We start from the raw sequence: 26,616 nt of genomic DNA, 5'->3' as shown, positions 1-26,616 counted from the left end.
CGGCGCACGGGCCGGCGTCCATGTCGCAACCATTGACCCTGTCCGTCGGCCAGCACACGGACCGGGGCCGCAAACCGTCCAACCAGGATTGCCACGGCGCGGTGATGCCGCCCGCGCCGCTGCGCGCGACCAAGGGCGCGGCGCTCGCGCTGGCGGACGGCATCGGCAGCAGCGCCGTGAGCCACGTCGCCAGCGCCACCGCCGTCGCGTCCTTCCTCGAGGATTACTACGCCACGCCGGACGCGTGGTCGGTCCGGACCTCCGCCGAGCGCGTGCTGGCCGCGGCCAACGCCTGGCTGTACGCGCAGACGCGCCAAAGCCAGGAGCGGTACGACCAGGACCGCGGCTATGTCTGCACCTTTTCGGCGCTGGTCATCAAGTCGAACACGGCCCACCTGTTCCACGTCGGCGACGCGCGCATCCATCGCATCCACCTCGGGGAGCAGGGCGCCAGCCTCGAACAGCTGACGACGGATCATCGGGTCTGGGTGTCGCCCGAGCGCAGCTACCTGAGCCGCGCGCTGGGCGTGCAGGACCGGATCGACATCGATTACCTCGCCGTGGCGCTGGAGGCGGGCGACCTGTTCATGCTGGCCACGGACGGCGTGTACGAGCATCTGACCGGCGCCGACGTGCACGCCGCGCTGCACGGCGCGCCGGACCTGGACGAGGCGGCGCGCCGCCTGGTGGCGCGCGCGCTGGACAACGGCAGCGCCGACAATCTCACCGTGCAGCTGGTGCGCATCGAATCGCTGCAGGCGCGCGAAGCGTCCGAGCTGCTGCGCCAGATGGCCGGGCTGCCGCTGGCGCCGCTGCTGGCGCCGCGCGCGGAACTCGACGGCTACCGCATCGTGCGCGAGGTGCACGGCAGCAGCCGCAGCCACGTCTACCTCGCGCTCGACCCGGACAGCGGCGCGCACGTGATCCTCAAGGTGCCGTCGATCGACCTCGCCGCCGACCGCGCCCACATGGAACGGTTCGTGATGGAGGAGTGGATCATGGGGCGCGTGCACAGCGCCCACGTGGTCAAGCCCGCGCTGCCGGCGCGCCCGCGCAGCTGCGTCTACGTCGCCACCGGGTACATCGACGGCGTCACGCTGGCGCAGTGGCTGCGCGACCATCCGCGCCCCGGCCTGGACGCCGTGCGGCGCATCGTCGACCAGGTGGCGAAAGGCTTGCGCGCCTTGCACCGTCTGGAGATGCTGCACCAGGACGTCCGTCCGGACAACGTCATGATCGACGCCGACGGCACCGCCACGATCATCGACCTGGGTTCGGTGAGCGTGGCCGGCGTCATCGAGATGGCGCCGCACGCGCCCGACTGGACCCTGCAGGGCGCCGCCCTGTATGCCGCGCCAGAATACTTCCTGGGCGAACGCGGCACCGTGCGCTCCGACGTGTTCGCGCTGGGCGTGCTGACCTACTGGATGCTGACCGGCGCGCTGCCGTACGGCGTCGGGATTCCACGCGCGGCCGGGCGCGCAGCGCAGCGCAAGCTCGCGTACACGTCCGCGCGCGAGCACGAGCCGGCGCTGCCGGCCTGGGTCGACGCGGCGCTGGCGAAGGCGCTGCGGATCGACCCGCGCCGGCGCTACGAGGACGTGGCCGAATTCGTGTACGACCTGCACCACCCGAACCGCGCCTTCCTCGACCGCACCCGCGCGCCCCTGATCGAACGCAGTCCGCTGCTGTTCTGGAAGGCGCTGTCGTTCGCGCTGGTGCTGGTGCTGCTGGCGGACCTGGCGTTGCGGCGCTAGGGCCTATCTGATTGACTAAGGCCAGCGGCATCAATCTTTACGTCGTTCCCGCGGAGGCGGGAATCCAGGTTTGAGAGGCCGCCCGCGCAAAATTGGGTCCCCGCCTGCGCGGGGACGACGTGCTAATGACGACGTGCTAAGGATGCCGGAAACAGCGCTTTTCACGTCGTATCAGTCAGATGGACCCTAGCGCCCTCCGATGTGACGATGTGCGCATTTTCGCCGTCGAACACGCTGTAGACTCCGGAATCGCCTACCCGACTGGAGTTCGAATGAAACCGCTTGCCTCGCTTTTCGTCGTTGCCGCCATGCTGGCGCTGGGCACATCCGGCAGGGCAGCAGCGCAAGCCAACGATGTTTCCTTCGTGGCCGGTGTGTACAGCTCAGCCCACACGATCACGATCGGTGGCGTCAAGGTCGAGACCAGCGGCTATGTCGACATCGACCGGTCGGGACGTATCACGGCCTTCGAGCAACAGGGCGAGGGGCCGGATGCGGCGGGAAGCGGGTGCTACGTGCTGGCACGCGGAACGGCGACCAACGCCGGACTGCAGGGGCGGCATCTGACGTTCGGCGTGTCGCCGACAGGGGCCCCGGTCTTTCAGACGCTTGCCGGCGACAGCGATATCTTCGGCATTCTCGTCGAGCCGGGCGCGCACGGGACGATGCGCTGGTTTTTTCATTGGGGCAGACCAAACAGCACGGCCACCATCGAGGGGAGTCATAACGTCGTGACCGCGTCGAACGGGGCGACGTATGCCATCAACGGCCCGGCCCTGGCGTCGCCGACGCCTGAGGAGTTGCAGGGCATGCGCTGCCGCGCCGACCGGGACTGATTCATTGACGGGCTGCGGCGGTCGCCCGCGCGAACGCCGCCGCGAATGCGCGCCCGGCCGCCTGCGCGCGCGGCGCGCCGACGTCGAACGTGCAATGGCGCAGCGTCGGCGTGCCCGCCAGTCCGGCGTCGGCCAGCATGTGCTCCGCGCGCAAGGCGCCGAGCATCCCGTCCAGCATGACCTCCTGCATGTCCAGCGCCGCGTTGTCGGTGTGGCCGGCATCGAGCACGCTGGGCGCGAACGCCATCGACGTCGCGCCGTGGCGGATCGCCTCGCGCATCGCGACGCGGCAGGCGCGCCGCAGCAGGTCGCCGTCCAGCGCCGCGGGATCGCCCATGCCGATCACCAGCACGGCACGCGGCGTCACGCCCGGCGGCGGCGTCGTGACCAGCAGCGTTTCCATCGGCTGCGCCCGGAACGCGCCCGCCGCGCGCAGGCGCGCCAGTTCGCCGCCGAGCGCCTGGTCCAGGGCGAGCAGCCCACCGCCCATGGCGCCGCCCAGTTCGTGCTCGAACATGCAGGCCACGCTGAAGTCGACGTCGGCGTGCGCCGGGCCCCAGGCGACGACGTCGAACGCGACGCCGTCGAGGGTGCCGATCGGCAGGCGGGTGGGGGCGGAGGCGGCAGCGGTCATGGTGGTGCAATGCTAACGCGGATCGCGCCGCGCCGCATCCGCCAAAGGTCAGGGGCAGCGGACATATAATGCCGGACGCAGCGATAAATCGGACAGGGAGAACACACGCGTGAACGCAGTAGAAAAAGCCAGCGCCTTCGTCGGCAAGACCTTTTCGGTGTGGGTCCTCCTGTTCGCCGCCCTGGGATTCTTCGCGCCGCCGCTGTTCACCGGCTACAAGACCTGGATCGCGCCGCTGCTCGGCATCGTCATGTTCGGCATGGGCCTCACGCTGTCGGCGGCGGATTTCCGCGAAGTCTTCCGGCGGCCGAAGGATGTGGCCATCGGCGTCGTCGGGCACTACCTCATCATGCCCGGCATCGCCTACCTGCTCGCGCTCGCGCTGCGCCTGCCGCCCGAGATCGCGGTCGGCGTGATCCTCGTCGGCTGCTGCCCGAGCGGGACCGCGTCGAACGTGATGACCTTCCTGTCCAGGGGCGACGTCGCGCTCGGGGTGTCGATCGGGTCGGTGTCCACCTTGATCGCGCCGTTCGCGACGCCGGCCCTCGTGTCGCTGCTCGCGGGCGGGTGGATGCACATTAATACGACCTCGCTGTTCGTCGACATCGTGCAGGTCGTGATCCTGCCGATCGCGCTCGGCATCGCAGCCAAGACGCTGTTCGCCCGGCAGGCGGCGGCCAGCGTCAAGGCGCTGCCGCTGGTGTCCACGGTGGCGATCGTGCTGATCATCGCGATCATCGTCGCGCTGAACCAACCGAAACTGTTGACGAACGGCCTGCTGATATTCGCGGCGGTCATCCTGCACAACCTGCTCGGCTTCGCGCTGGGCTATGTGTTCGCCAGGATGTTCGGCATGAACCTCGCCAAGCGCAAGGCGGTGATGTTCGAGACGGGCATGCAGAATTCCGGACTGGGCGCGGCGCTGGCGTCCGCGCATTTCAGTCCTCTCGCCGCCGTGCCGAGCGCGCTGTTCAGCGTGTGGCACAACCTGTCCGGCTCCGCGCTGGCGACGTGGTTCGCACGCAGAACGGATTAGCCGCCATGGCCCGGGCGGAAACGGTCCGACTGCCGCGATCCTGTCGTGCCTGGCCCGAATCCGGTGCAGAACACCGCCATGGAACGGCGACGGGAATGCTTGGCATCGGCATCGTGTCGATTGGCAAAAATTTATCGGTCAGCGGTATATTGACGGTACACGGCTGTGCAATCGTTTACAATCTCGTCAACATTGCAGCGCGCTGACGTGCGGGAGCCAAGGCCACGTTCCCGTCGCGCAACCGATATTGGCGCCGCCGCGGCCCCCGTCCAACGACAACCAACCATCGTATGCACATACGGATTCTCGGACTCGAACGATCTATCCGCTTGCCGTCATTTGCCGGGTTCCAGCGGACCGTGGCTTCTGGCGAAGTCGAGGCGGGGGGCGAGTGCGGGCACATTGCACTCACGGACGGCCCGGCACGCGCTGGCGATCCTGTCGTCGAAGGACTGCCGTGCTCCTGATCCGCGCGCGCCAGCAATCGATTCTCGAAGAAGACCAGCGTCGGGCCTTCGCGCAGCGCTTGTTCGAGGCGCTTGCGGCGCTGCGGCCTGAGGCGATCGAGGCGAGGGGGAGGGCGGCCGTCCGCGCGCACGTGAGTACCGGCCTGGATCGGGCCCTGGCCCGCGGGTTCGTGTCGGAACAGGCGCTCTGGCAGTGGGCGCAGATCGTCCTCGTCCACGGCGCCGAGTTCGATTCGATGTCCTGGGCCGGGCCCCTGCTCGAGCCTGTGCCGCGTTCGATCACCGACGGCAACGACCTCATGACGGCACTTTATGCAGAAGCGGCGCGACGTGCGGCCGGCACGGGAGAGGTCGAGTGAAGAAGCGGATCGAGGCGTGCCTTCTCCAGCTTTGCCTGGCCATCAAGACGTTCATGGAAGGGAATGTCCTCGACCGCAAGGACATCGAAGCCTTCGAGTCAGTGCTCCAGAAAATGTCGTCCCTGCTGCGCGCGCTCGGGCGGGACCTCCTGCAAGCGCAAGCCAACCACGGCTTGCCGTTGCTTCCGGCAGAGATCAAGGAAAACGCGTTGTTCGAGGCGCAGATCACGGCATTGATGACGCTGCGCAGCCACGCCGCGTTCGGGGCGCGCGTGGCCCGGCGCACCCGGTTGCTCGCGCAGACGGCCTCCCGGTATGTCAACGGCGGCCTGGTCGACCTGGCGACCGGTCAGCAATTGCTTGGAACGATTGCCTACCATGGTCACGAACTCAAGCAATTTCATCAACGATGCAGGTCGATCGCAACGAGCGAGGCGCTGGAGTTAATCTACAAGAACGCTGGCAAGAATCCGGCGGTTTGGTTGAGGAAAATTGCTTCTCGGCTGCTCGCGGCCGAGACGACATGGACGCAGAAGGTCACGGACTTCGAGAAGAAGACGGTGCAGGCCGGGCAGTCCTTTTCCTCCAGCAAGTCCGCCGTGACCAGCATCATCCCCTGTGGCATGCCGGGCATGGCCGGTTTGCCGGATACGACGGAGCAAATCGAATGCATTGCCGTCTATCGGGGCCTGCATTTTCGCCGCGACTACTTCAGCGATTTCGATATCCTGAACCAGAGTCTTGCCTCGCTGGACCAGATTCCGGCCTCGAGCGAAGAGGCCCGCCACCGCGCGAACGTCGAACCGGGGCTGGTCGAATCGCAGGCGCAAATGGATCAACTCGACGAGGAAGCCATGGGCATCGCCCGCAAGTTGCGCGCCGTCGAGGGCGAGGCGGTCAAGCAGCACTGGAGCGGGAACAAGCAGGGCGACCAGTACTACAGCCTCATCCAGCGCTACATCAATACGTATGGTGCCTTCAGCACCGAAATCAAACAGGCCGACAAGGCGCCCGCACTGTATCGAGGTCTCGACTTCAGCCTGACGCCCTTCGTATCGTTCTCGTTCAATCCCGTGCACTCGATCCGCTACGTGCTGGGCATAAAAACGCCGGAAGAGCAGTCCCAGCAACGGCGCCGTCAGGGAACGATGGGCGAGCTCTACATTTATCTCATTCCACTCGTCCCTGACAACATCCTGCGCCTTAACAACGTGCTGCAACTCGCGGCGCAGAAGAGCCTGTCGATCAAGGCGCGCATCCTCAACGAGGCCGAGGTGAACGTTCTCGGAGGTATGTCGTCGGCCTGCCTCGTGGGGCGTCTCCTCGTCGGTGCGTCGGGGGACGACTTCTATGCGCCGGACGAAGAGGGTGGCAATCCGATGAAGCAATCGAAGCTCGACAACTGGCAGGAAGAATTGGCGGCGCGCGCCATCGGCTGTGCGGCGAGCGAGGCCCAGCAGCTGCGCTGGAAGATAGTCGGCTACGAGTCGCTCCCGACGATTTCTTCCGCTGCCCTGACAGATCCCTATTTCGGCGTGGCCAATATGCCGACGGAGAAAGCCCGCCTCAACTCCGGCGAGAAACGTTCGGTCCAGGCCCAGCGCGCGTTGGCCCGGAAGGTTACGGCATTCAACAAGGGCTTTTCCTCGGTCGGCGGTACCGCCGCAAGCCTTTCGTGGGGCGCGGCGTCGGACGAGTTCGAGGACGAGGGCGAGGACGAGGACGAGGACCCACAAGGCCCCGGCTCGGGCAATCCGGACGACATCGTCATGTTCGAACCACTGCAAGTGCCCTCGTATCCGAAATCGGTCGCCGAGTTTCTCCAGCAACAAGGTGTTCAGACGCCCGATGCCTCGCTTGCGAACCTGTTCGAACACTTCAACGAGGGCCAGGCCACGCCTGAAGGACACAATTGCCTCATCCATACCCTCGCTCAGCTGGAAGCCAATGATCCGAACGTCATGCCTGACTTCGGCCAGGAGCGCCTGGCCTACGGTCTTCCGACCGGCGCGACGATCGACGTAGGCACGACCGGTCACCGCATGGCGGTCACGCGTGGATTGCACGTCCAGATATACGCAATCGGATACGGCGGGGCAGTTCAAAACATGACTTCGGTCGGCAACGCGGCGGGAACAAATTGCACGATCCTGCAATTCGGCGCCCACTTCGTGCCACTGTGGCCAAAGTAGGACCGCTCGCCACGCGTCGTCCGGCACGCATGCCTACTGCCCGGCGAGAATCGCCTCCACCGCCGCGATCTCGTCCCCGCTGAGCGGCGCCATCTGCACGGCCCGCACGGCATCGAGCACCTGTTGCGGCCTGCTGGCCCCGATCAGCACCGACGCGATGGCCGGCTGGCGCTTCACCCACGCGAGCGCCAGCTGCGCGAGCGTGCGCCCGCCCGTGCGCGCGACCTCGTTCAGCGCCGCGACCATGTGCAGGCGCTGCGGCGTGATGTGTTCCGGCTTCAGGAACCCGACGGACCCCGCCGCGCGCGAATCGGCCGGCAGCGCGCCGCCGAGATAGCGGTCGGTGAGGAGGCCCTGCGCCAGCGGCGAGAACGCGATGCCGCCGATGCCTTCGCGTTCCAGCACGGGCAGCAGGTCGGTCTCGGGCTGGCGCGCGAGCATGTTGTAGCGCATCTGGTGGATGACGAACGGCGTGCCCAGGCGGCGCAGTTCGGCCGCCGCGGCGGCCGTGCGCTCGCCGCCGTAGTTCGAGATGCCGGCGTACAGCGCGCGCCCGCTGCGCACGATGTAATCGAGCGCCGCCATCGTTTCCTCGAGCGGCGTGTCGGGATCGGGACGGTGGTGATAGAAGATGTCGACGTAGTCCAGGCCCATGCGCGTCAGGCTCTGGTCCAGGCTCGCGACGAGGTATTTGCGGCTGCCCCAGTCGCCGTACGGACCCGGCCACATCGTGTAGCCGGCCTTCGTGCAGACGACGATCTCGTCGCGGTGCGGCTTCAGGTCCAGCTCGAGGATGCGGCCGAAATTCGTCTCGGCCGATCCGGGCGGCGGACCGTAGTTGTTGGCGAGGTCGTAGCACGTGATGCCGTGGTCGAACGCCGTGCGCACGATGTCGCGCTGGCGTTCGAAGTCATCATGGCCGCCGAAGTTGTGCCACAAGCCCAGCGCCACGGCGGACAGCCGCAGGCCGCTGCGGCCGCAGTGCGGATACGGCATGGTGCCGTAGCGGCCGGCGGCCGCCTGCCAGCTCATGGCGTCACCGTGCCGGCGCCTGCGGCCGGGCGGCAGACGTAGATCGTGGCCGGCTTGCCGTCCGGCGAGCGGTACTCGCGCTCGACCGCCGCGCGGGCCGCATCGACCAGCGCATGCGGCACCACGGCCACGACGCAGCCGCCGAAGCCGCCGCCCGTCATGCGCACGCCGCCCTCGAGGCCGATCACGCCCTTGACGATGTCGACCAGCTTGTCGATGGGCGGCACGGTGATCTCGAAATCGTCGCGCATCGATGCGTGCGACGCGGCCATCAGCTCGCCCAGGCGCGCGAGGTCGCCGCCGGCCAGCGCGTCGGCGGCGGCCAGGACGCGGTCGTCTTCCGTCACGACGTGGCGCGCACGGCGCAGCACGACCGGGTCCAGTTCGGCGCCGCGGGCTTCCAGCGTCGCGAGGTCGAGGTCGCGCAGCGCGGGCAGGCCGAAGTGGCGGGCGGCCGCCTCGCACTGTTCGCGGCGCACGTTGTAGGCGCTGTCGACCAGGCCGCGCGTCACGTTCGAATTGAAGATCATGATGGCGGCGTTGTCCGGCACCGGGACGGGCTTCACGTCGAGCGAACGGCAGTCGATCAGCAGCGCGTGGCCGGCGACGCCGCAGGCGGAGCTGATCTGGTCCATGTTGCCGCACTTGGTGCCGACGAAGTCGTTTTCCGACGCCTGCGCGATCAGCGCGATGTCGACCGGGGACAGCGCCTCGAAGCCGGGCAGGGTCGCGAACAGCCGGCCGACGGCGACCGACAGCGAGGCCGACGACGACAGGCCCGCGCCCTGCGGCACGTCGCCGGCGATGGCCAGGTCCATGCCCTGCATCGGCAGGCCGCGCGCGACGAACTGCGCGACCACGCCGCGCACGTAGTTCGCCCACATCGGCGCCGCCAGGCGGGCGATCGGCGCGTCGAGGTCGTATTCGTCGAGCGCGTCGGCATAGTCGGCGGCCACCACGCGCACCTTGCGGTCGCCGCGCGGACGCGCCGCGATGGCGGTGCGGTAGTCGATGGCACAGGGCAGCACGAGGCCGTCGTTGTAGTCGGTGTGTTCGCCGATCAGGTTGACGCGGCCGGGGGCCTGGACGAAGAGCGTCGGCGCGGTGCCGAAGGCGGTTTCGAAGGCGGCGGCAGTACGGTCGGTGCGGGAAATGAGGCGGTTATCGGTCATGTCAGGTCGATTGAGGGGATGCGGTTTCAAGGTAGTGCACTTCGGATTGCGCGCGCAGGCGTTCGGCTGCCTGTTCCGGGGTCAGGTCGCGCTGGGCCTCGGCCAGCATCTCGAACCCGACCATGAACTTGCGCACCGATGCGGAACGGAGCAGCGGCGGGTAGAAGTGGGCGTGCAACTGCCAGCCGGCGCCGTCTTCGGTGCTGGCGCCCTGCACGGGATACGGCGCGCCGTGCCAGCCCATCGAGTACGGGAACGAGGTCTGGAACAGGTTGTCGTAGCGGGTCGTCAGGCGTTTCAGGAGGACGGCCAGGTCGGCGCGCTGGGCCGGTTGCAGCTCTTCCAGGCGGCGCACGGCGAAGCGCGGCAGCACCAGCGTCTCGAACGGCCACGCGGCCCAGTACGGGACGATGGCGACCCAGTGCTCGGTCTGGACGACCACGCGTTCGCCGGCGGCGATCTCGCGCTCGGCCACGTCCAGCAGCATGCGGCGGCCGTGTTCGGCGTGGTAGGCGGCCTGCTGGCGGTCTTCGGCGGCCGGCAGGTTCGGCACGTAGCTCGTGGCCCAGATCTGGCCGTGCGGGTGCGGGTTCGAACAGCCCATCACGGCGCCCTTGTTCTCGAACACCTGGACCCAGCGGTAGGTGGCGCCCAGTTCGGCGGCCTGCGCGCACCACGTGTCGATCACGCCTTCGATGGCCGGCAGCGACAGCTGGGGCAGCGACTTGGCGTGGTCCGGCGAGAAGCAGATCACGCGGCTCGTGCCGCGCGCGCTCATCGTGTGGAACAGCGGGTCGGCGCCCGGCGCGGCTTCCGGGGTGTCCGGCATCAGCGCGGCGAAGTCGTTCTCGAACACATAGGTGCCCGTGTAGTCGGGATTCTTTTCGCCGTTGACGCGGGTATTCCCCGGGCACAGGTAGCAGGTCGGATCGTGCGACGGGCGCGCCGAGCGGTCGATGGCTTCCTGCTGCCCCTGCCACGGACGCTTGGCGCGGTGCGGGGACACGAGGACCCAGTCGCCCATGAGGGGGTTGTAACGGCGGTGCGGATGGTCGGATGGATTGAACATGGTCTTCTTCTGCGATTCGGATGGACGGAAAGCCGCAGCCGGCCGGGCGGGAAGCGGCGCGCAGGCCGGCGGTAGCAGAGGCTGGCGCCGGCGTTTGCGGCCATTCTACCGTCGGTCGCGGCGCGCACGGCTGCCCTGGCGTGCGGACTTTTCCTGAGGCAAGAAGCTTAGCGTGACGCCGGGAAACGAGTTATGCCCAATGCTGGGGGATATATCTTGTTTTGATATGGTAAAGGTATGTTAAGTCAGCGCGGCCGCTGCAGACGCAGCAGCAGCCAGGCGATGGCGCCCGTCACCAGGGCCGTAAAGCCAAGCACGACCCAGAACCCGTGCGGATGCTGCGCCAGCGGCACCCCGCCCACGTTCATGCCCAGCAGGCCGGCGATCAAGTTGATGGGCAGGGCCATCACCGTCACGATGGTCAGCAGGAACAGGCTGCGGTTGTTGTCCTCGTTCACCTGGGCCGCGATCTCTTCCTGCAGCAGCTTGATCCGTTCCTGCAGCGCGGCGAGGTCGGACAGCACGACCGTGAATTCCTCGGTCGACTGGCGCAGCTCCTGGCGGTCTTCCGGCGCCACCCAGGCCGGCGGCCGCTGCAGCAGGCGGAACAGGGCGGCCGGTTCCGGCGCCAGCAGCCGTTGCAGGCGGACGAGCACCCGGCGCAGCGCGCCCAGGTCCTCGCGCCGGCGCGTGACCCGGCCGGCCAGCAGCTGGTCCTCGGTGGCGTCGACCCGTGCCACGGCGTCGCGCACGATGTTGACGAGGACGTCGGCCTGGTCGCGCAGCAGGTGCACGAGCAGCTCGACGCTCGAGCGCAGCGGCGCGCCCTGCAGCACGTCCTGGCGCAGGCGCTCGATCGATTCCAGCGGCTTGCGGCGAGCAGTGATGACGCCGCGCGGCGTCACGTGCGCCCACAAGGTTGAGATCTCGGCCGCGTCGACGGAAAAATTATGCAGCACGTCGTTGACGACGGCGATCAGGGCGTCGTCCGCGATCTCGATGCGGGTCGAGCGCGAGCCCTGGTGCAGGGTTTCGTAGAATTCGTCCGGCAGGCCGGCGTGGGCGCGCAGCCAGCGCTCGCTGGCTGCGTTCGAGAGATTGAAGTGCAGCCAGACGAACTGGCCGGGCACGGGGGCGCGCAACCACGCCTCGGCTTCCCCCGCGTCGACCGGCAGCGCCGGCCCGGCGCCGTTCAACAGAAAGCCCCAGACGAGCCCCGAGATGTCGGAGCCGTAGTTGAACGCCGGTGTCGCCATCATCCATCCCATGCAGAGTGAGGTGACGGCATTGTAGTGCAAGCGTATGACACCGTCGTTCCCGCGGAGGCGAGAACCCAGGTCGCGTGCATGGCGCCCACGTCAAACGCGGACGATGTGCGAAAAAATGAGGTTCCCGCCTGCGCGGGAACGACGGCTTATGGACAACGGGCCGACAGCGCTCCGTCGCAGCGCTTGGCGCGGATTGTGCTCACACGTCGTTCCCGCGGAGGCGGGAACGACGGCCTCTGTTTACGCCGACAGGACCGTGTCGTAGCGCTTCCCGCCGATGGTCACGTTGGCCAGTTTCAGTCCCCGCACATTGTACGTGTACCACGGGTGGTCGGCGTCGACGGGCGTGCCGAAGTCGCAGTCCGCGATCGTCACGTCGCGCACCGGCAGCACGGCGGGCGCCGGCGCCGGGCCGTTGTAGTCGGAAGCGACGGGGCCGAGGATGACGAAGGCCTGGTAGCACGACGCCTGCCTGCCGTCCTTCGTCTTCACGTTGCCCACGCTGACCTTCGAGATGTGGACGTTGCGCACCTCGGGCGGACGCACGCGCACGTTATCCGCGCGCGGCGTGTAGTCGCAGTCGAAGGTGACGACGGCGCCGGCGGCCGTGGCGACCGTCTTCGACGCGATCGGGGACCCGGGCAGCGACGCGTAGAACGAGGGGCTCGTCTGCACGCCGTTCGGGATGCTCACGTTGCGCACGTAAAAATTGCGCAGGAAGCCGCCGCGGTTCATGTTCGTCTTCAGCCGGATGGCCGTGTTCAGCGGATTCGTCGCCCAGTTCATGTTCTCGAACACGAGGTCCTGCGCGTACACGTTCTGGATGCCGCCGGCCATCTCGCTGCCCAGCGTGACGGCGCCGTGGCCGCTCTGCATCGTGCATTTCTGGATGACGATGTTCTGCGACGGGCCGTATTGCGTATCGAGGTTCTTGCCGGCCTTGATGGCGATGCAGTCGTCGCCCGTGTTGAACTGGCAGCCTTCGACGAGCACCGTGTCGCAGGCTTCCGGATCGAAGCCGTCGCTGTTCGGGCCCAGGCTGTTCGCATGCACCTTGCGGATCGCGAGGTTGCGGCACGCGACCGGGTGGTGCTGCCAGAACGGCGTGTGCGTCACCTGGTAGCCCTCCAGCAGCACGTTCGTGCACCCGATCAGCTGGATCATCGGCGGGCGCAGGTAATGCCCCAGGCCGAACACGCGCTTCTCGAGCGGCACGCCGGCTTCCGACAGCGCGGGCAGGTAGGCGTCGTCCGCGCGCCACTTGTCGCCTTCGCCCTGGATCAGCCGGCGCCTGTCCTCCGGCACGTTGGGCGCGACGTCCGCCAGCGACTTCGGATTCAGTTCGTTGACGTGGTTCTGCGCCAGCTTGCCGGGCACGTAGTTCGGCGATTTGTCCTGAGCGACGGAGTTGACGGTCGCGTTCTTGCCCTTCCACGTCCACCAGCAGTCGGCGCGGCCGGCGAACGGCACGCCGCCCTGGCCGTCGAGGATCGCGGTCCAGTCGTCGCCGGTGAGGGCGATGTTGTCCTGGTTGCGGGCGTAGATCATCGAGGAGAAGTTCAGGCAGTCGTTGCTCTGCCAGCGCGACACGACCAGCTTGCCGTTCGGTCCGCAATCGACGTCGCCGTATTTGGCATAGTCGGCCGGGTCGTTGCTGAAGTAGACGTGGGCGCCGCGCGCGAGGTGCACGTTCACGTTCGACAGCAGCACGATGGGACCGGCGCAGAACCAGTCGCCCTGCGGGATGACGACGCGCCCGCCGCCCTCGCCGTGGCATTTTTCGATGGCGGCCCGGATCGCGGCGTAGCAGTCGTGCGCACCCGGCGCGGGCGTCTGCACGGTTGCCTGGTCTTCGAACGAGATCCACGCCTTCACGGGCACGAGCTTGCACGGCGCCGCGCCGAAGTCGGTCACGGGGTAATCGGCCTTGCGGAATTTGACCGGGTTGGCGAGGCGCCGCGCGATGGCCGCCGCTTCCCGCCACGGATCGCCGGCGCCCGCGGCCTTGTTCGCCGCGGCCAGCGCGTGGGCGGGACCGGACAGCGCGAGGCCCGCGACGGCGGCGCTCTTCAAGAAGCCACGGCGGGCGTCGAAGGGATGCTTCATGGTGTCTCCGTCATTCATTGGTGTTGTCGTATTCGCCGAGATAGACGTCGGCGGGGACGGGGCGGGGCCCGTCGCCCAGCGCCGCGGCCGGGTCGAAGGCGGTGCCGGCCAGGTTGTTCCAGTAATCGTCGGAGCTGAACTGCGCGGGGCGGTGCGCCAGCGTGCCGTTGCGGTTCCATTCCGACCACGGCGCCGTCTTTTCGAAATACGGGCCGATGCGCGAGCGCAGGATCACGGCCTTGCCGACCGTCTCCAGCGTGCGCTTGCGGATCGTGCCGTTCGGGGCCTTGTACACGTCGACGTCGCCCAGCCGGCACGTATAGCCGTCGACGGGAACGAAGCCGTACGGCGTGCAGCGCTCGTTGTGGAACCACTGGCGGGCGAAATGGAACCGGGTGTGCGCCGCGCCGGGCGCATCGCTGGTGAAGCGGCAGCCGTCGAACACGAAGCCGTATTTCGCGCGCCGGTTCGTGTCCGGCGCAGCCACGTACGACGCGGCGCGGCCGCCGACGGCGTGCACGTCGCAGTCCTTGAAGACGGCGATGGTGTCGCCGAAGATGAAGTCGACGTCGCCCTCGATGTGCGCGTCGTGGAAGAAGCTGCGCACCGTCGCGCTGCCGTCCTTCGAGCTGAGGAACAGCGTGTCCTGGAGGCCGAGCAGGCGCACGCGTTCGAACTGCGCCTTGTCGGCGCCGTCCACGCGCAGCGCGACGGCCTGGTGGTGCACGCGGCTGCCGCCGGTCGTGTCCGGGCAGTTGTCGCCGCTGCACTCCGGATGCGCCATGGCGCCGTCGCGGTTGTACGCATTCTCGATCGTGAGATCGCGGGCCTGGAAGCCGTCCGCGCGCACCCACACCGTGGCGGAGCCCGTCGTCTGGAGGGCAGGCAAATCCTTCAGCGCGTCGTACATCGCACGGATTGACGCCGGCGCGTGTTCGAATTCGGCGCCATGGCTGGCGCGGTAGGCGGCGCCCGTCGTCGACGCGTCCAGGGCCGCGCTGATGCGCACGGCCTGCGCGTCGGCCCCGGCCCCGAGAAGCGTGATCGGCGGCGCGCCGGGCGGCACGTAGACGAGTTCACGGTAGGTGCCGGGGTTGACGCGGATGACGATGCGCCGCGTGCCGCCGGCCGCCACGGCGCGCCCGACCGCGGCCTGCACGGTGGCGAAGCGGGTGGCGCCGTCGGCCGGCGCGCGCGGGTCGACCGTGTAGTCGGCCTTGACGTCGGCCTTGCCCGCGAGCGGGTCGGCCAGCGGATCCCACGGGTCGACGCGCTCGTTGCCGATGGGGCCCACGTATTTCAGCACCTCGCGGTAGTCGTAGGCGCGGGCTTGTGCGGCCGTCAGTTGCGGGCGCGGGTCGCGGACCGCCCGCTCGGGAAACGGCGCGAACCGTCCCGCGCAGTCGGACGCCGCGCCGAACGCGCCCTGCAGGCGCGCGTGTTCCTGCTTCACCTCCGACCCGGCGGCGATGGCCACGTCCTGCAGGGCCAGCACGAGCGGATGCGCGTCGTCGTAGCCCTGCAGCAGGATGCGGCCCGGCGTCGTGCTGCGCACCCGTTCCAGGCGGATGCCGGCATAGTCGGGCACCAGGCTGCCCGGGTGCGCGGGCTGTTCGTAATGCGTCGTGATCTCGATCGGCGAGCGGACATCGCGCAGGCAGACGTCGCGGTAGACGACGTCGTCGACCTTCCCGCCGCGCATGTCGTTGCTCTTGATGCGCAGGCCGGACGTCGTCCCGTCCATCGTGAGGTCCTCGACGAGCATGCGGTGCACGCCGCCGTTCGTCTCGCTGCCGATCGACATGCCGTGGCCGCTGTAGAAGCGGTTGTGCAGGATCGAGATATTCTCGGTCGGCCCGGCGCCGCCGGCCTTGACGGCCACGTTGTCGTCGCCGGTGCGGATGACGCTGTGCGCGATGGTGACGTTGCGCGACGAGATCGGATCGATGCCGTCCGTGTTGCGCGCGTCGTGCGGCGTGTCGATCGTGACGCCCCACGCCGTGAAGCCGTCGACGCTGTTCAGCGTGACGTGGAAGTTCGGTGAATTCTTGAGCGTGATGCGGTACAGGGTGAAGTCGCGTGCCTTGTCGAGCTGGATCAGGCGCGGCACGTTTTGCCGGGTCTTTTCCTTTTGCGCGCGGCGGGCGATCTGCCACCAGGTCTCGGTCTTGCCGTCGATGCGCTGGCCGCCCTGGCCGTCGATGGTGCCGGCGCCCATGATGCCGGCGCCGCGTACATTGTCCGCCGTGATGAACGGACGGCAGCCGCGGCCCGATGCGTCGTTCGTGCCGCACGTGCCGGCGCCGCGGTCGAACAGGCGCGGATCGGTGCTCGCGTACAGCGTGGCGCCCGCGTCGACGAGCAGGGTCACGCCGGCGCGCAGCTGCAGGGGGCCGGACACGAAGCTGCGGGCGTCATTGCTGGGCGCGAGCACGACGGCGTGGCCGGGCGCGCACTTGTCGATGGCGGCCTGGATGCGCGCGGCGTCGTCGCGGCCCGTGGCGGTGGCTTCCCCGGTCAGCACCGCGCACGCGGGCGGCACGACGGGCTCGCGCACGGCGCGCGCGTCCTGGGCGTGCGCGTGCGCGGCCGCGAGCGCGCACGCGAGGAGCGCGCCGCGTCTCAAGGCTTGCCTCCGTCCTTGAAGTAATGGGCCGTCTCGGGCCGCGCGGCGACCAGTTCGCGCTCGACCATGCGCGCGAAGAAGTCCGCACCCTTGGCGCCGAGATGGGTGCGGTCGAACGCCGTCTTGGCGGGGCCGGCCCGTTCGACCTTGCTGAGATCGACCGGCTCGCCGTAGCCGGGCGGGCGCGGCACGACGGCCAGGGTGTCCGCCTCGTCCTGGCCCATGGCCTGGACGGCGGCGACGCTGTCGGCGTTCAGGTCGAGCAGCGCCGCATGTTCCTGCGCGGCCGCGGCGCGCGTGGCGGCGGCCCACGGCGCCAGGTCGTCCGCGAGATACGCGCCCTTGAAGGTGCGGCGCGTCAGCGGCGTGACGAGGACGGGGATGCCGTTCGCCGCGCGCGTCTCCTGCGCGTAGCGCGCCATGTTGGCGGGGAACTGGGTCACGAGGTCGGTGGCGCGCTTGCCCTTGCCCGGCTGGTCGTTGTGACCGAACTGTACGAGGACGTACGTGGCCTTGAACGTGCCGCCGTCCTTGAGCATGCGCTGGACTTCGTCCCAGCGGCCTTCGTAGCGGAAGCTGCTGGAACTGCGGCCGCCGCGCGCGAGGTTGACGCAGGTGACGTCGGGCGTGAAGCGGGCGCACAGCGCGTCGCCGTAGCCGCTCTTCGTGGCCATGGTCGAGTCGCCGACGAGGATGACGCGGATGGGGGCATGCGCCGCGTCGGCCGCGGCGGCGTGGCCGGCCACGACGAGGGCGGCCAGTGCGAGACGATTGAATTGCATCGATGTCCTTTCGGTGGAATGACGTGCGCCGCAGCGCATGCCCGGCGGACCGGGCACGCGCTGCGGCGGTTGACGGCGACGATCAGTCGAAATCGTAGCTGACGCGCAGGTTCCAGGTGCGGCCGGTCGGATTCGCCACGCTGCTCAGGTAGCCGTTGCTGTAGATCGTGTTGTTGGTGATCGGCGGGGCCTTGTCGAACAGGTTCGTGACGCCGGCCGTGATGCGGACCTGCTTCTGCACGACGACCGAGCCGGTCAGGTTCCACGTCGAGAACGACGGGATGTCGCGGAAGTACTGCGACGTGACGGCCGTGTTGGCGTCGCGGTAGGCGCTGTTGAAGTTGTTCGTCAACTGGGCCGAGTAGTCCCCGCTCTGCCACTTCAGGCGCAGGTTGTGCTTCCAGCGGAACGTGATGATCGGGTAGCTCGACGTGGTGCCGTTGCTGGCCCAGCCGAACTGGCCGACGTTCGACATCCACGGGCCGTTCGGCACGAGCTGGTTGTCGAAGCGGGTCAGGTAGGTGCCGTCGATGGCGGCGTCGAACTTGCCGTAGCGGTTGTTCGCGATTTCCCAGTTCGCCGACACGTCGACGCCGGCCGCGATCTGGCCGCCCAGGTTCATCGTCGTGTTGTTGATGTAGGCGAGCGAGCCGTCGGGGTCCCGCACGAACAGGTTCTTGTAGTCGGCGTAGTTGGTGAAGTAGACGTTTTCCGGCAGGTTGGCCAGCATGTCCTTCATGTTGACCTGCCAGTAGTCCAGCGATGCGGTGAACGCGCGGGTCGGTTCGAACACGACGCCCAGCGTGCCGCCCTTCGAGCGTTCCGGCTGCAGGGTGTTGTTGGAACCGGTCAGCTTGTTCAGCTTCGCGTTGCAGACGTCGGCCGCGACGGCGCCGGGGACGGCCGTGCCGGTGCCGGGGATCAGCGGCGTCGCGCTCGGGCACTGGACCGGATCGTCCCAGCGTCCGGCCGTCGTCGTGTTGGCGACGGTCGTGCGGTAGCCGTAGCGGTCGAACAGGGTCGGCGCGCGGAAGCCCGTATTGGCGGAGCCGCGGAACATGATGGTCTTGGTCGGCTGCCAGCGGAAGCTGATCTTCGGCGTGACGGTCGAGCCGACGTCGCTGTACTTGTCGATGCGCAGGGCGCCGTTCAGGTCCAGGGTCTTGGTGACGGGTGCGTCGATCTCGGTGTAGATGCCGGCCACGTTGCGCGCGCTTTCGCCGTGCGCCGCGACGGCCTTGGCGTACGTGATGTCGACGGCCTGCGCCAGCTTGGTGTCCTCGTTGGTGTCGCGGTGCACGTCGGCGCCCAGCGCGAGCGCGAGGTCGCCGCCGGCCAGCGCCATCAGGCTGCGGCTGATCGTGCCGTCGAAGCCGTAGTACGAGCTCTTCGAACTGCGGTTCTGCATGCCGTCGGCGGCGATCGATTCGAGGTAATCGCGGCCCGCCTGGTCCTGCAGGCCGAACGGGTTCAGGACGCCGTTCGCCAGGCCGTTGATCAGGCCGATGCCGGAGAAGTAGCCCGATTTGTAGTAGCCCTTGCGCAGCGACAGGCCGTAGCTCATGCCGGCCTTGTAGTCCCAGCCGGCGACGGTGCCGTCCGCGGACAGCAGCAGGCGCTGGTTGAGCTGGTTGTCGCGCGTGACGGCCGGGCCGAAGTCGGCCACGGCCCAGGAGACGGTCAGCGGCTGGTTCGTGATGCCGGCGACGGCCGGCACGCCGCCGCTCTTGCCCGGATACCACGGGCTGGTCGACGGCAGGATCGCCTTCGCGCTGCCGACCGCCACCGCCTGCGTCGGGTTCTTCTGGCCGAAGATCGATTCGTCGCCGCGCGTGTATTCGACCGTGATGGTGTTGTCGGCGTCGATCTTCTTCGTCGCCTTCGCATACATCGTCAGCTGCTTGTTCGGGTGCAGCGCCGAGCCGTACGTGTCGTCGTTCAGGACGCAGGTGTTCTTCGCGCCCTGGATCGAGTACGGGCTCAGGCAACCGCTCGCGTAGTAGGGGTTCGCCGCGTTCTTGTTGGCGGAGCTGGTGAAGTTGGCCGGCGTCGCGTAACCGCCGCTCGCGGCGCTGCGCGGCAGGCCGATCGCGGCCATCGCCGCGTCGTCCGGAATGAAGCCGGCGCGGTCGGACAGCAGCAGGCGGCTGCGCTGGTGGAAGTCGACGGTGCCGTAGACGTTCCAGCCGTCGCGTTCGAGGTTGCCCTTGCCGAAGGTGGCCTGGATGCGCTGCTCGTCGCCGCCGCCGTGGCGTTGCGGCTGCACCAGCTGCACGGTGACGTTGCCGCCCTCGACTTCGCGCTTGGTGATGAAGTTGACGACGCCGCCGATGGCGTCCGAGCCGTAGATCGACGATGCGCCGTCGCGCAGGATCTCGACGCGCTGCAGGGCGCTGATCGGGATCGTGTCGAGGTTGGCGTAGCCGTCGGCGATGGCTTCATTCGCGAGGCGGCGGCCGTTCAGCAGCACGAGGGTGCGGTTCACGCCCAGGCCGCGCAGGTTGATGTTCGTGCCGGAGCCGGCGTTCGACGGCTGCAGCGACGCCGACTGCGGCAGCGCCATCATCACGTCGGCCAGCGTGGTCATGCCTTGCTTGACCAGTTCGTCGGCCTTGATCGTCGTGACGGGCAGCGCTTCCTCGGCGGCCAGGCGCTTGATGCTGGAGCCGGTGACTTCGACGCGCTGGATCGCCCCGTCGGCCTGCTGTGCCCAGGCCTGGTGGGTGAGGCTCAGCACGGCGAGGGCGATCGAGGACAGTACGAACTGGCGGGTGTGGTGACGGGGCGGGGTGCTGCTGGGGTATTTCATGAAGCTGTCTCCTGTTTATTATCGATGACGTTTCGGCGTCGCCTTGGCGGTCGCGCCGATGGGTGCTTCCTGCAAAACCAGACCTGGCTAGGCGAAATCCGCACGTGCTTGCGTGCGGCTCTTTGGTGGAATCATTCTAAAGTGGTCTGACCACAAGATCAATGTGGTCAGACCAGATTTGCCAAATAATGTGTTGGGAAATTGACACGCCCCGGGGCGCGGGCGTCAGTTCGGGCCGGCGTCGAGCGCAACGTGCACGGGATGCGCGATGCGCCGGGCCTCGGCCGCCACGTACGCCTGCCATGCCGCCTTCGACGTGATGCGGCCGGCGCGGTCCCAGGCGGCGCCGACCCAGTAGCGCAGCGGCTTGCCCGATTCGACTCGGGCCAGCACGAGGTCGTTCAGCGCGTCCTCCGCATAGCCGGAAGCTGCCGGCAGCACGACGGCCGTGCCGAACGCGCCGTTCGTCGCCTGCTCGACCCATTGCAGCAGCGCGTGGTCGGCGTCGTCGCGCACGAGGGTGACGCGCGCGGCCTGCTTCTTGTCCGCCGGGGTCTTGTTCAGGCCCACGGCCACGGTCAACGCGGCCGGCCCGGAAAACGTGAACGTGCTGTCGATCCGGTCCAGCTGGTGGCCGGCGTCGACGGTGAAGCGTTTCACTTCCGTGACCTTCGTGCCGGCGGCATCCCAGGCGTCGTACGCCAGTTCGAACACGGCGCGGACCGGGCCGTTGGCCAGCACTTTCCAGGTCGCGTAATTGCCGCTCGTGGCAAGGCGCGCGCCATCCCACACGCCCGTTCCGCCGGCCCCGCGCGAACGGCCGACGTTGTACATGTCCATGCCTTCGCCCTCGTCGTGGTGGTAGTGGTCGTGGCCCTTGTTGTACCAGCGGTCGACGATCGGATAATCCACGCGCTTGAACCAGATATCGAGGCCGCTCGTCTCCAGCACTTCCTTGCCGCTGCCGGGCGGCGCCGGCGCGGCGAGGGCCGGGCCGTAGGTGCGGTGGCCGATGACGTCGTTCTCCCACGCGAAATCGTCGAGGCGTTCCGGCACGTAGCGGGCGAACGCCCTGGGCGCGAACGGCGGCGAGAGCGCGGCGTTCTTTTCGACGATGAACGTGGCGGTCTTCTCGCCGGGCGCGAAGTCGTGCTGGAACAGCAGTTCGCCGTACGCGACGCCGATGCCCTTCGGATCCTTCGCTTGCGGCGCGACGTTCGTCACCTGATAGGGCAGCACGTGGCCGGCCGCATCCTTCACGACGATGTGCTGGATCAGCGCGCCGGGCAGCGCGGCGTTGACGTCCTTCCACGGGATCTCGATCGTCTCGGACGGGCGCGCCGCATCGAGGTCGTGGGTGACGGTGACGGTGAGGCGTTCGGCAGCGCCGGCGCCGGCGGGGAGCAGCGCGGCGGCCGCGCAGAGCAGGAATCGGGTGCGCATGATTCGGGCTTCCATGTGGGTGCTCAAGGATGTTCGCGGTAACTGGTCTGCCCGCCGTCCCTGGGCACGTAGTGATAGGTGCGGACGCGGTACTGGATGTCGATCGCCGGATTGTTCAGCAGGCGGATCATCTCGGCGCCGGCCAGCAGCGTGGGGCCGTAGCCGTGCAGCGCGGCCGTGCTGGTGGGGCGGTGGTAGTAATAGACCTGGTCGCTCGCGAACGTCGTGCCCACGCACGTGCCATCGACGCGGCCCTGCGCGTCGATGCGCGCGGACAGGGCGTTCCAGCCGGCCTGCGCGATCGATCCCCAGGTCGCGGGGCTGATCCAGCCTTCGTTGACGGCGTGCGCGATCACGTAGACGAAGATGGCGCTGGCCGATGTCTCGAGGTAGGAATCGTCGCGGTCGATCATCTGGTGCCACAGGCCGGCGCCGGACTGGCGTTCGGCGATGCCGCGCAACGATTTCTTCAACTGCGCCATCACCTGCGGATAGCCAGGATGGTCGTGCGGCAGCACGTCGAGCAGGTCGGACATCGCCAGCACCGCCCAGCCGTTCGCGCGGCCCCAGTAGAAGCGCGGCGCGTCCGGGTTGTTCGCGTTCCAGCCGTGCGTGTACAGATTCTTCTGCGGATCGAACAGGTAGCCCGACATCTGCAGCACGTTCTTGACGGCGTCGTCGAAGTAGGCGCGCTCGCCCGTCATGCGGCCGAGTTCCGCCAGCGCCGGAATCCCCATGTACATATCGTCGGCCCACAGCGACACGGCCTGCGGGCGCTGGCGCGCGAGGGTGCCGTCGGGCAGGCGGAACTGGCGTTTCGCGACCCAGTCGCCGCACACGCGGATCTGGGCCGCGAGGTCGGGCCCGACGCCTTTGCTGCGCGCGCGCATCATCGCGGCGCACATCGAGCCGGCGTCGTCGAGCGAGCGCGGGTCGATGAAGCGCGCGAAGCTGTTGGCGCGTTCGAGGTGGAAGCGCTGTTCCTGGGCGCGGAAATACGGGAGTTTGTCGGCGAAGAACTGCAGGTGGCGGGCGGTGAGGGCGGTGTAGCTCTTGTCGCCCGTGACCGCGGCCGCCTTGAGCAGGCCGGCATGCACGACGCCCATCTCGTAGGCCTGCAGGCTGAAGCCGGCGTCCGCCGTCGCGACGACCGCGTCGGCCACGGGCGTGCCGAAATCGGTGATGGGGGCGCCGCTGCCCTTGTGGACGACGCGGGTCGGCGTCTGGCTGTCGAGGTAGCCGCGGACGCGCTGCAGCGCCGCCGCGATCTCGGCCACGACGGGCTTCTTGTACGGCACGGGATACGTACCCTCGCCGGCGTCGTTGCGGTTCTTGTTGTCGGGGTTGCGAATGGGGCCGTCCGCGTGGGCGGGTGCGGCGAGGCATGCGAAGGCGGCCAGGATGGCGAGCAATCTGGTTGGCGGTTGCAACGTAGTCTCCAGTCGTTTTTATCGGATGGACGGTCCTCGCGCCGTGCGGCCGGGTCGTTCTTAATCTGGTCGGACCATTCTAGGTTGGTCTGACCACTTTGGCAAGGCGGACTAGCCGCGACGTGTTGTTCCGTGGCATACTGGGTCGACTCGGGAGGCGGTGGAGACGGCATGGCGGGATCGGAACGCAGGAGGGTGTGGGTGGCGGCAGGCGTGGCGCTGTTGCTCGCCGCGTGCGCGCAGCAGCAAGTGAAGGCGCCCGCGCCCGAGAGTTACACGGCGGCGACGACGTACGCGAAGCTGGCCCCCAAATATCCGTTCATCCGCATCGCGAGCGGCGCCGTGCCTGCATCCGTGCGCGCCGTCATGAACGTCACCTACGCGCGCCGCGAGGAGGGCGCGCAGCCACATGATCTCAAGCTCGATCTCTACCTGCCCGCGGCCGGCGGCCCGGTGTCGCGGCCCGCCATCGTGTTCGTGCACGGCGGCGGCTGGCGCGCGGGCGTGCGCGCGAACTTCGCGCCGATGGCGATCCGCATGGCCGAACGGGGTTATGCGGCCGCCACCATCGACTACCGGCTGGCGTCGGACGCGCCGTATCCGGCGGCCATCCACGACGTCAAGGCCGCCGTCCGCTGGGTGCGCGCGCATGCGGCCGACTATGGCATCGACCCGGCCCGCATCGCCGTCGCGGGCGCGTCGGCCGGGGGCCAGATCGCGGCGCTGACGGGCGTGACGAACGCCGAGTCCCGCTTCGATCCGGACGCGCGCCCCGGGGACGTGTCGAGCGCCGTGCAGGCGATCGTCAACATCGACGGCCTGTCCGATTTCACGTCGGAGGAAGCGCGCAAATACGAGGACGATCCGGCCAAGCAGCCGTCATCGGCGGGGGCGTGGTTCGGCGGGCGCTATGCGGAAAAGGCGGCGCTGTGGCGCGACGCGTCGCCGCTGTTCCACGTGGGGCCGGGCACGCCGCCGATCCTGTTCATCGGCAGCGCGCAGCGGCGTTTCAGCCTGGGGCGGGAAGAGGTCGTCGCGAAGCTGAAGGCGCTGGGCATCGCGACCGGCGTCGTGCTTGTGCCGGATACGCCGCACAGCTTCTGGCTGTTCGATCCGTGGCTGGCGCCCACGGTGGAGGCGACGGATGGCTTCTTGCGGGAACATCTCGGCCGGGGGCGCCGAAACTGATCGGCGACATGCCCGCGGCGCGGGCATCCGGCACGAAAAACTACTTTCTCGGATCGGGGATGATGCGAGCGGGGGAGCCGTACAAGACCAATACCTTGTCATTGACGGCAAACGTCGGATTCGCACCTTGAACGATCGTCATCAGATTATCGTTTTCGGTTTGCACGACATATTCGAAGCCGGACTGGTGCGTTGCGCCCTGCTCGATTGCCGCCCCCGCGACCGCGCCCACGACCGCGCCGGCGATCGCGCCCGCGACGTTGGCGCGATCGCCATGTCCGATTCCGGAGCCGGCGGTCGCGCCCAATGCGCCACCGGCCGTCCCGCCCGCGCCCGTCGTTCCGGCGATATCGACAGGCCGCACGCTGATGACCTTCGCGGCGACCGTTCGATTTACCTGGCCGACCGAACCCACCGAATACGAGGTAGGCGATATATTGGAAGCGCAGCCGTACATGCCCAGGATCGCGACACAAGCGGCTGCGATGAGTTTTTTACCCATCATTTCTGACTCACCTTTACGGGGAACATGGGTTTCGACACGTCCACGGTCTGCAGGGCCTGCAGGAATTGGGTGATATTGTTTTGTACGGATCGGTTAATCGATTCGCGGACCCGCGTCACACCGGAAAACGCGTAATCGTAAGGTACTTCGCCCTTCGAGTTAATGTCTTGCGTATAGATCACGGCCCCGTTCTTGCGGTCGAGAAGTTCGTAACGGGCCGCGACTTCGGTCGTCATGCCGGCTCCGAAACTCGGAATGTCGAGCTTCAGAATCTTCACCGTCAGGTTGACCTTGTTGGAAGCATCATCGTTGAAGATCGCCATCTTGTTGAGCGCTTCCTGCAGCGAGGTTTGCCAGAGCTGCGGGACGAGAGTTTCCATGCCGGCCGGCAGGTCACCTGTTTTCTCGTCGGCGCGGGCAATGCCGACTGTCATCGATTTCAGTTCCGCATCGATTTTTTTTGTGCTGTACCCGACATTCGGTACGGAGAAATTGATAGGAGGCGCAGATTGGCAGCCCGCCAGTACGAAGGCCACGCTCAGGATTGCTAATGTCTTTTTCATGATGTTCCCCTAGGACGGCATCTTGGCGTGCCGTGTCGCAATAACAAGTATAGCCTGCAGGAAAGTATCTAAAACTCACCAATTATTGCGAATCCTGATGGGGACATTCACCTATTTGAGCTCGTCACCTGCCCCGAACGGATCCTCCAGGCTCGCCGCCGGCTCGGTGAACCACTTCGGCCCGGATGCCGTCATGTAGAAATGGTCTTCCAGCCGGATCCCGAATTCGCCCGGCACGACGATCATCGGCTCGTTCGAAAAGCACATGCCCGGTTCGAGCGGGCGGCGTTCGCCGCCGACGAGGTACGGGCCTTCATGGATGTCGAGGCCGATGCCATGCCCGGTCCGGTGCGGCAGGCCGGGCAGCTTGTAGCCGGGCCCGAACCCGTTCGCTTCGAGCGAGCGGCGGGCGGCCTTGTCGACGTCTTCGCAGGGGACGCCCAGCCGCGCGGCCTCGAACGCCGCGCGCTGCGCCGCCTGTTCCGCGTTCCACACGAAGCGCTGGCGCTCGGACGGCGCGCCGAACACATAGGTGCGGGTGATGTCGGAGATATAGTTGTGGACCTTGCAGCCCGTGTCGATCAGCACCGTATCGCCGCGTTTCAGCGTCTGGACGTAGTTGACGCCATGCGGATACGACGTCGCCTCGCCGAACAGCACGATGCAGAAATACGAGCCGCTCGCGCCGGCCTTGCGGTGTGCGAGGTGGATGAATTCCTCCACGTCCGCCGTCGTGATCCCTTCGTGCAGGATCGACGCGGCCGCCACGTGCACGGCCATCGTCATGTCCATCGCGCGCTGGATCAACGCGATCTCCGCATCCGACTTGCGCATGCGGCAATGGGACGTGACCGGATGCGCGTTCCGGACGACGTAGCCGGACGTCGCGGCGCGGATGGCGTCGAACAGGAACAGCGGCGTGCTCTCGTCGACGGCCAGCGTGGCGCCGTCGGCTGCGACGCCGAGCCGCGCCAGCACGGCGCGCAGCAGTACGGCCGGATTCTCGTGCTCGTCCCAGCAGGCGATTTCGCCTTCGACGGCCATGAAGTTGCGGATCGTGTTTTCCTCGAACGCGGGCGCGATGTACACCAGGTCGCCCCGCGCCGGCAGGACCGCGCCGACCATGCGTTCGCTGGGACTCCATCGCGTGCCCGTGAAATACGTCAGGTTGCTGCCCGCGTTGAGATACGTCGCCGCGATGCCCTGCGCCTGCATGAATGCCTGGGCGCGGGCGATGCGCGACCGGTATTCGTCCGGCGCGATCGGCACCGCGCCTGCCGTCATGTTCGTCAGCGCATCGAGTGCGGCCTGCTTGTTGGTGCCACCGATAGTCATGGTTCTC

Annotated in this window: 20 protein-coding genes; 6 read left to right on the top strand and 14 right to left on the bottom strand. The window is 67.9% G+C overall.

Going from position 1 to position 26,616, the window contains the following annotated elements:
• Nucleotides 1–20: 20 nt before the first annotated feature.
• Nucleotides 21–1,757: a bifunctional protein-serine/threonine kinase/phosphatase gene (locus tag ACEN9Q_RS13075; RefSeq protein WP_495628743.1), complete on the top strand. Its 1,737-nt coding sequence runs from the start codon at nucleotides 21–23 to the stop codon at nucleotides 1,755–1,757.
• Between the two features lie 272 nt (nucleotides 1,758–2,029).
• A complete protein-coding gene (locus ACEN9Q_RS13070; RefSeq protein WP_495628742.1) occupies nucleotides 2,030–2,593 on the top strand; it encodes a hypothetical protein in 564 nt (187 codons plus the stop codon).
• 1 nt (nucleotide 2,594) lies between these two features.
• Here the strand turns inward: ACEN9Q_RS13070 and ACEN9Q_RS13065 are convergent, their stop codons facing one another.
• On the bottom strand, nucleotides 2,595–3,227 hold the full coding sequence (locus ACEN9Q_RS13065) for a M17 family peptidase N-terminal domain-containing protein (RefSeq protein WP_495628741.1): 633 nt from the start codon (nucleotides 3,225–3,227) through the stop codon (nucleotides 2,595–2,597).
• Between the two features lie 109 nt (nucleotides 3,228–3,336).
• Between ACEN9Q_RS13065 and ACEN9Q_RS13060 the strand changes: the two genes are divergently transcribed.
• The 3 genes from ACEN9Q_RS13060 to ACEN9Q_RS13050 all read left to right on the top strand — a co-directional run bounded on the left by ACEN9Q_RS13060 (nucleotide 3,337) and on the right by ACEN9Q_RS13050 (nucleotide 7,281).
• Nucleotides 3,337–4,263: a bile acid:sodium symporter family protein gene (locus ACEN9Q_RS13060; protein WP_495628740.1), complete on the top strand. Its 927-nt coding sequence runs from the start codon at nucleotides 3,337–3,339 to the stop codon at nucleotides 4,261–4,263.
• Between the two features lie 457 nt (nucleotides 4,264–4,720).
• The gene (locus ACEN9Q_RS13055) at nucleotides 4,721–5,089 is read left to right on the top strand and encodes a hypothetical protein (protein ID WP_495628739.1); all 369 of its coding nucleotides are present in this window, start codon (nucleotides 4,721–4,723) and stop codon (nucleotides 5,087–5,089) included.
• The gene (locus tag ACEN9Q_RS13050) at nucleotides 5,086–7,281 is read left to right on the top strand and encodes a hypothetical protein (RefSeq protein ID WP_495628738.1); all 2,196 of its coding nucleotides are present in this window, start codon (nucleotides 5,086–5,088) and stop codon (nucleotides 7,279–7,281) included. The genes ACEN9Q_RS13055 and ACEN9Q_RS13050 overlap by 4 nt, the downstream gene beginning before the upstream one ends.
• A 33-nt stretch (nucleotides 7,282–7,314) precedes the next feature.
• Here ACEN9Q_RS13050 and ACEN9Q_RS13045 read toward each other — a convergent pair whose 3' ends face one another.
• The 10 genes from ACEN9Q_RS13045 to ACEN9Q_RS13000 form a co-directional block, all read right to left on the bottom strand.
• Nucleotides 7,315–8,313, bottom strand: coding sequence for an aldo/keto reductase (locus ACEN9Q_RS13045; protein ID WP_495628737.1), 999 nt, complete (start codon nucleotides 8,311–8,313; stop codon nucleotides 7,315–7,317).
• A complete protein-coding gene (galK, locus tag ACEN9Q_RS13040) occupies nucleotides 8,310–9,485 on the bottom strand; it encodes a galactokinase (RefSeq protein ID WP_495628736.1) in 1,176 nt (391 codons plus the stop codon). Before galK ends, ACEN9Q_RS13045 begins: the two co-directional genes overlap by 4 nt.
• Nucleotide 9,486: 1 nt before the next feature.
• Nucleotides 9,487–10,554: a UDP-glucose--hexose-1-phosphate uridylyltransferase gene (locus tag ACEN9Q_RS13035; protein WP_056439973.1), complete on the bottom strand. Its 1,068-nt coding sequence runs from the start codon at nucleotides 10,552–10,554 to the stop codon at nucleotides 9,487–9,489.
• Between the two features lie 245 nt (nucleotides 10,555–10,799).
• Nucleotides 10,800–11,810, bottom strand: coding sequence for a transporter (locus ACEN9Q_RS13030; protein WP_495628944.1), 1,011 nt, complete (start codon nucleotides 11,808–11,810; stop codon nucleotides 10,800–10,802).
• 252 nt (nucleotides 11,811–12,062) lie between these two features.
• Entirely contained in the window at nucleotides 12,063–13,928 is a 1,866-nt protein-coding gene (locus ACEN9Q_RS13025; RefSeq protein ID WP_495628735.1) for a glycoside hydrolase family 28 protein, read from the bottom strand.
• A gap of 10 nt (nucleotides 13,929–13,938) precedes the next feature.
• Nucleotides 13,939–16,554, bottom strand: a complete 2,616-nt coding sequence (locus tag ACEN9Q_RS13020) for a pectinesterase family protein (RefSeq protein ID WP_495628734.1) — start codon at nucleotides 16,552–16,554, stop codon at nucleotides 13,939–13,941.
• Complete coding sequence (locus ACEN9Q_RS13015; RefSeq protein ID WP_495628733.1) at nucleotides 16,551–17,336, bottom strand: rhamnogalacturonan acetylesterase; 786 nt, start codon at nucleotides 17,334–17,336, stop codon at nucleotides 16,551–16,553. Before ACEN9Q_RS13015 ends, ACEN9Q_RS13020 begins: the two co-directional genes overlap by 4 nt.
• An 82-nt stretch (nucleotides 17,337–17,418) precedes the next feature.
• Nucleotides 17,419–20,145, bottom strand: a complete 2,727-nt coding sequence (locus tag ACEN9Q_RS13010; RefSeq protein WP_495628732.1) for a TonB-dependent receptor plug domain-containing protein — start codon at nucleotides 20,143–20,145, stop codon at nucleotides 17,419–17,421.
• Between the two features lie 225 nt (nucleotides 20,146–20,370).
• Complete coding sequence (locus tag ACEN9Q_RS13005) at nucleotides 20,371–21,588, bottom strand: BT3233 family polysaccharide utilization protein (protein ID WP_495628731.1); 1,218 nt, start codon at nucleotides 21,586–21,588, stop codon at nucleotides 20,371–20,373.
• 23 nt (nucleotides 21,589–21,611) lie between these two features.
• Nucleotides 21,612–23,018: a glycoside hydrolase family 88/105 protein gene (locus ACEN9Q_RS13000; protein WP_495628730.1), complete on the bottom strand. Its 1,407-nt coding sequence runs from the start codon at nucleotides 23,016–23,018 to the stop codon at nucleotides 21,612–21,614.
• A gap of 171 nt (nucleotides 23,019–23,189) precedes the next feature.
• On the opposite strand from ACEN9Q_RS13000, the gene ACEN9Q_RS12995 reads away from it, so the two are divergent.
• Nucleotides 23,190–24,206: an alpha/beta fold hydrolase gene (locus ACEN9Q_RS12995; RefSeq protein ID WP_495628729.1), complete on the top strand. Its 1,017-nt coding sequence runs from the start codon at nucleotides 23,190–23,192 to the stop codon at nucleotides 24,204–24,206.
• A gap of 40 nt (nucleotides 24,207–24,246) precedes the next feature.
• Here the strand turns inward: ACEN9Q_RS12995 and ACEN9Q_RS12990 are convergent, their stop codons facing one another.
• The 3 genes from ACEN9Q_RS12990 to ACEN9Q_RS12980 form a co-directional block, all read right to left on the bottom strand.
• Nucleotides 24,247–24,711 carry a hypothetical protein gene (locus ACEN9Q_RS12990; RefSeq protein ID WP_162251824.1) on the bottom strand — a complete coding sequence of 155 codons (465 nt, stop codon included), beginning with the start codon at nucleotides 24,709–24,711 and terminating at the stop codon, nucleotides 24,247–24,249.
• Entirely contained in the window at nucleotides 24,708–25,274 is a 567-nt protein-coding gene (locus ACEN9Q_RS12985) for a UDP-N-acetylglucosamine acyltransferase (RefSeq protein ID WP_495628728.1), read from the bottom strand. Before ACEN9Q_RS12985 ends, ACEN9Q_RS12990 begins: the two co-directional genes overlap by 4 nt.
• Before the next feature lie 111 nt (nucleotides 25,275–25,385).
• A complete protein-coding gene (locus ACEN9Q_RS12980; RefSeq protein WP_495628727.1) occupies nucleotides 25,386–26,609 on the bottom strand; it encodes a M24 family metallopeptidase in 1,224 nt (407 codons plus the stop codon).
• Nucleotides 26,610–26,616: the final 7 nt, after the last annotated feature.

Source organism: Massilia sp. Masssp93, assembly GCF_059491295.1.
The sequence above is the reverse complement of the archived record's forward strand: the minus strand, read 5'-3'. Positions and strand labels throughout refer to the sequence as shown.

Bases quoted from the DNA above. Each gene is read 5' to 3' on its own strand.
- ACEN9Q_RS13075 (WP_495628743.1), top strand. From the start codon at position 21: ATGTCGCAACCATTGACCCTGTCCGTCGGCCAGCACACGGACCGGGGC.
- ACEN9Q_RS13070 (WP_495628742.1), top strand. From the start codon at position 2,030: ATGAAACCGCTTGCCTCGCTTTTCGTCGTTGCCGCCATGCTGGCGCTG.
- ACEN9Q_RS13065 (WP_495628741.1), bottom strand. From the start codon at position 3,227: ATGACCGCTGCCGCCTCCGCCCCCACCCGCCTGCCGATCGGCACCCTC.
- ACEN9Q_RS13045 (WP_495628737.1), bottom strand. From the start codon at position 8,313: ATGAGCTGGCAGGCGGCCGCCGGCCGCTACGGCACCATGCCGTATCCG.
- galK (WP_495628736.1), bottom strand. From the start codon at position 9,485: ATGACCGATAACCGCCTCATTTCCCGCACCGACCGTACTGCCGCCGCC.
- ACEN9Q_RS13035 (WP_056439973.1), bottom strand. From the start codon at position 10,554: ATGTTCAATCCATCCGACCATCCGCACCGCCGTTACAACCCCCTCATG.
- ACEN9Q_RS13030 (WP_495628944.1), bottom strand. From the start codon at position 11,810: ATGGCGACACCGGCGTTCAACTACGGCTCCGACATCTCGGGGCTCGTC.
- ACEN9Q_RS13025 (WP_495628735.1), bottom strand. From the start codon at position 13,928: ATGAAGCATCCCTTCGACGCCCGCCGTGGCTTCTTGAAGAGCGCCGCC.
- ACEN9Q_RS13015 (WP_495628733.1), bottom strand. From the start codon at position 17,336: ATGCAATTCAATCGTCTCGCACTGGCCGCCCTCGTCGTGGCCGGCCAC.
- ACEN9Q_RS13010 (WP_495628732.1), bottom strand. From the start codon at position 20,145: ATGAAATACCCCAGCAGCACCCCGCCCCGTCACCACACCCGCCAGTTC.
- ACEN9Q_RS13005 (WP_495628731.1), bottom strand. From the start codon at position 21,588: ATGCGCACCCGATTCCTGCTCTGCGCGGCCGCCGCGCTGCTCCCCGCC.
- ACEN9Q_RS12995 (WP_495628729.1), top strand. From the start codon at position 23,190: ATGGCGGGATCGGAACGCAGGAGGGTGTGGGTGGCGGCAGGCGTGGCG.
- ACEN9Q_RS12990 (WP_162251824.1), bottom strand. From the start codon at position 24,711: ATGATGGGTAAAAAACTCATCGCAGCCGCTTGTGTCGCGATCCTGGGC.
- ACEN9Q_RS12985 (WP_495628728.1), bottom strand. From the start codon at position 25,274: ATGAAAAAGACATTAGCAATCCTGAGCGTGGCCTTCGTACTGGCGGGC.
- ACEN9Q_RS12980 (WP_495628727.1), bottom strand. From the start codon at position 26,609: ATGACTATCGGTGGCACCAACAAGCAGGCCGCACTCGATGCGCTGACG.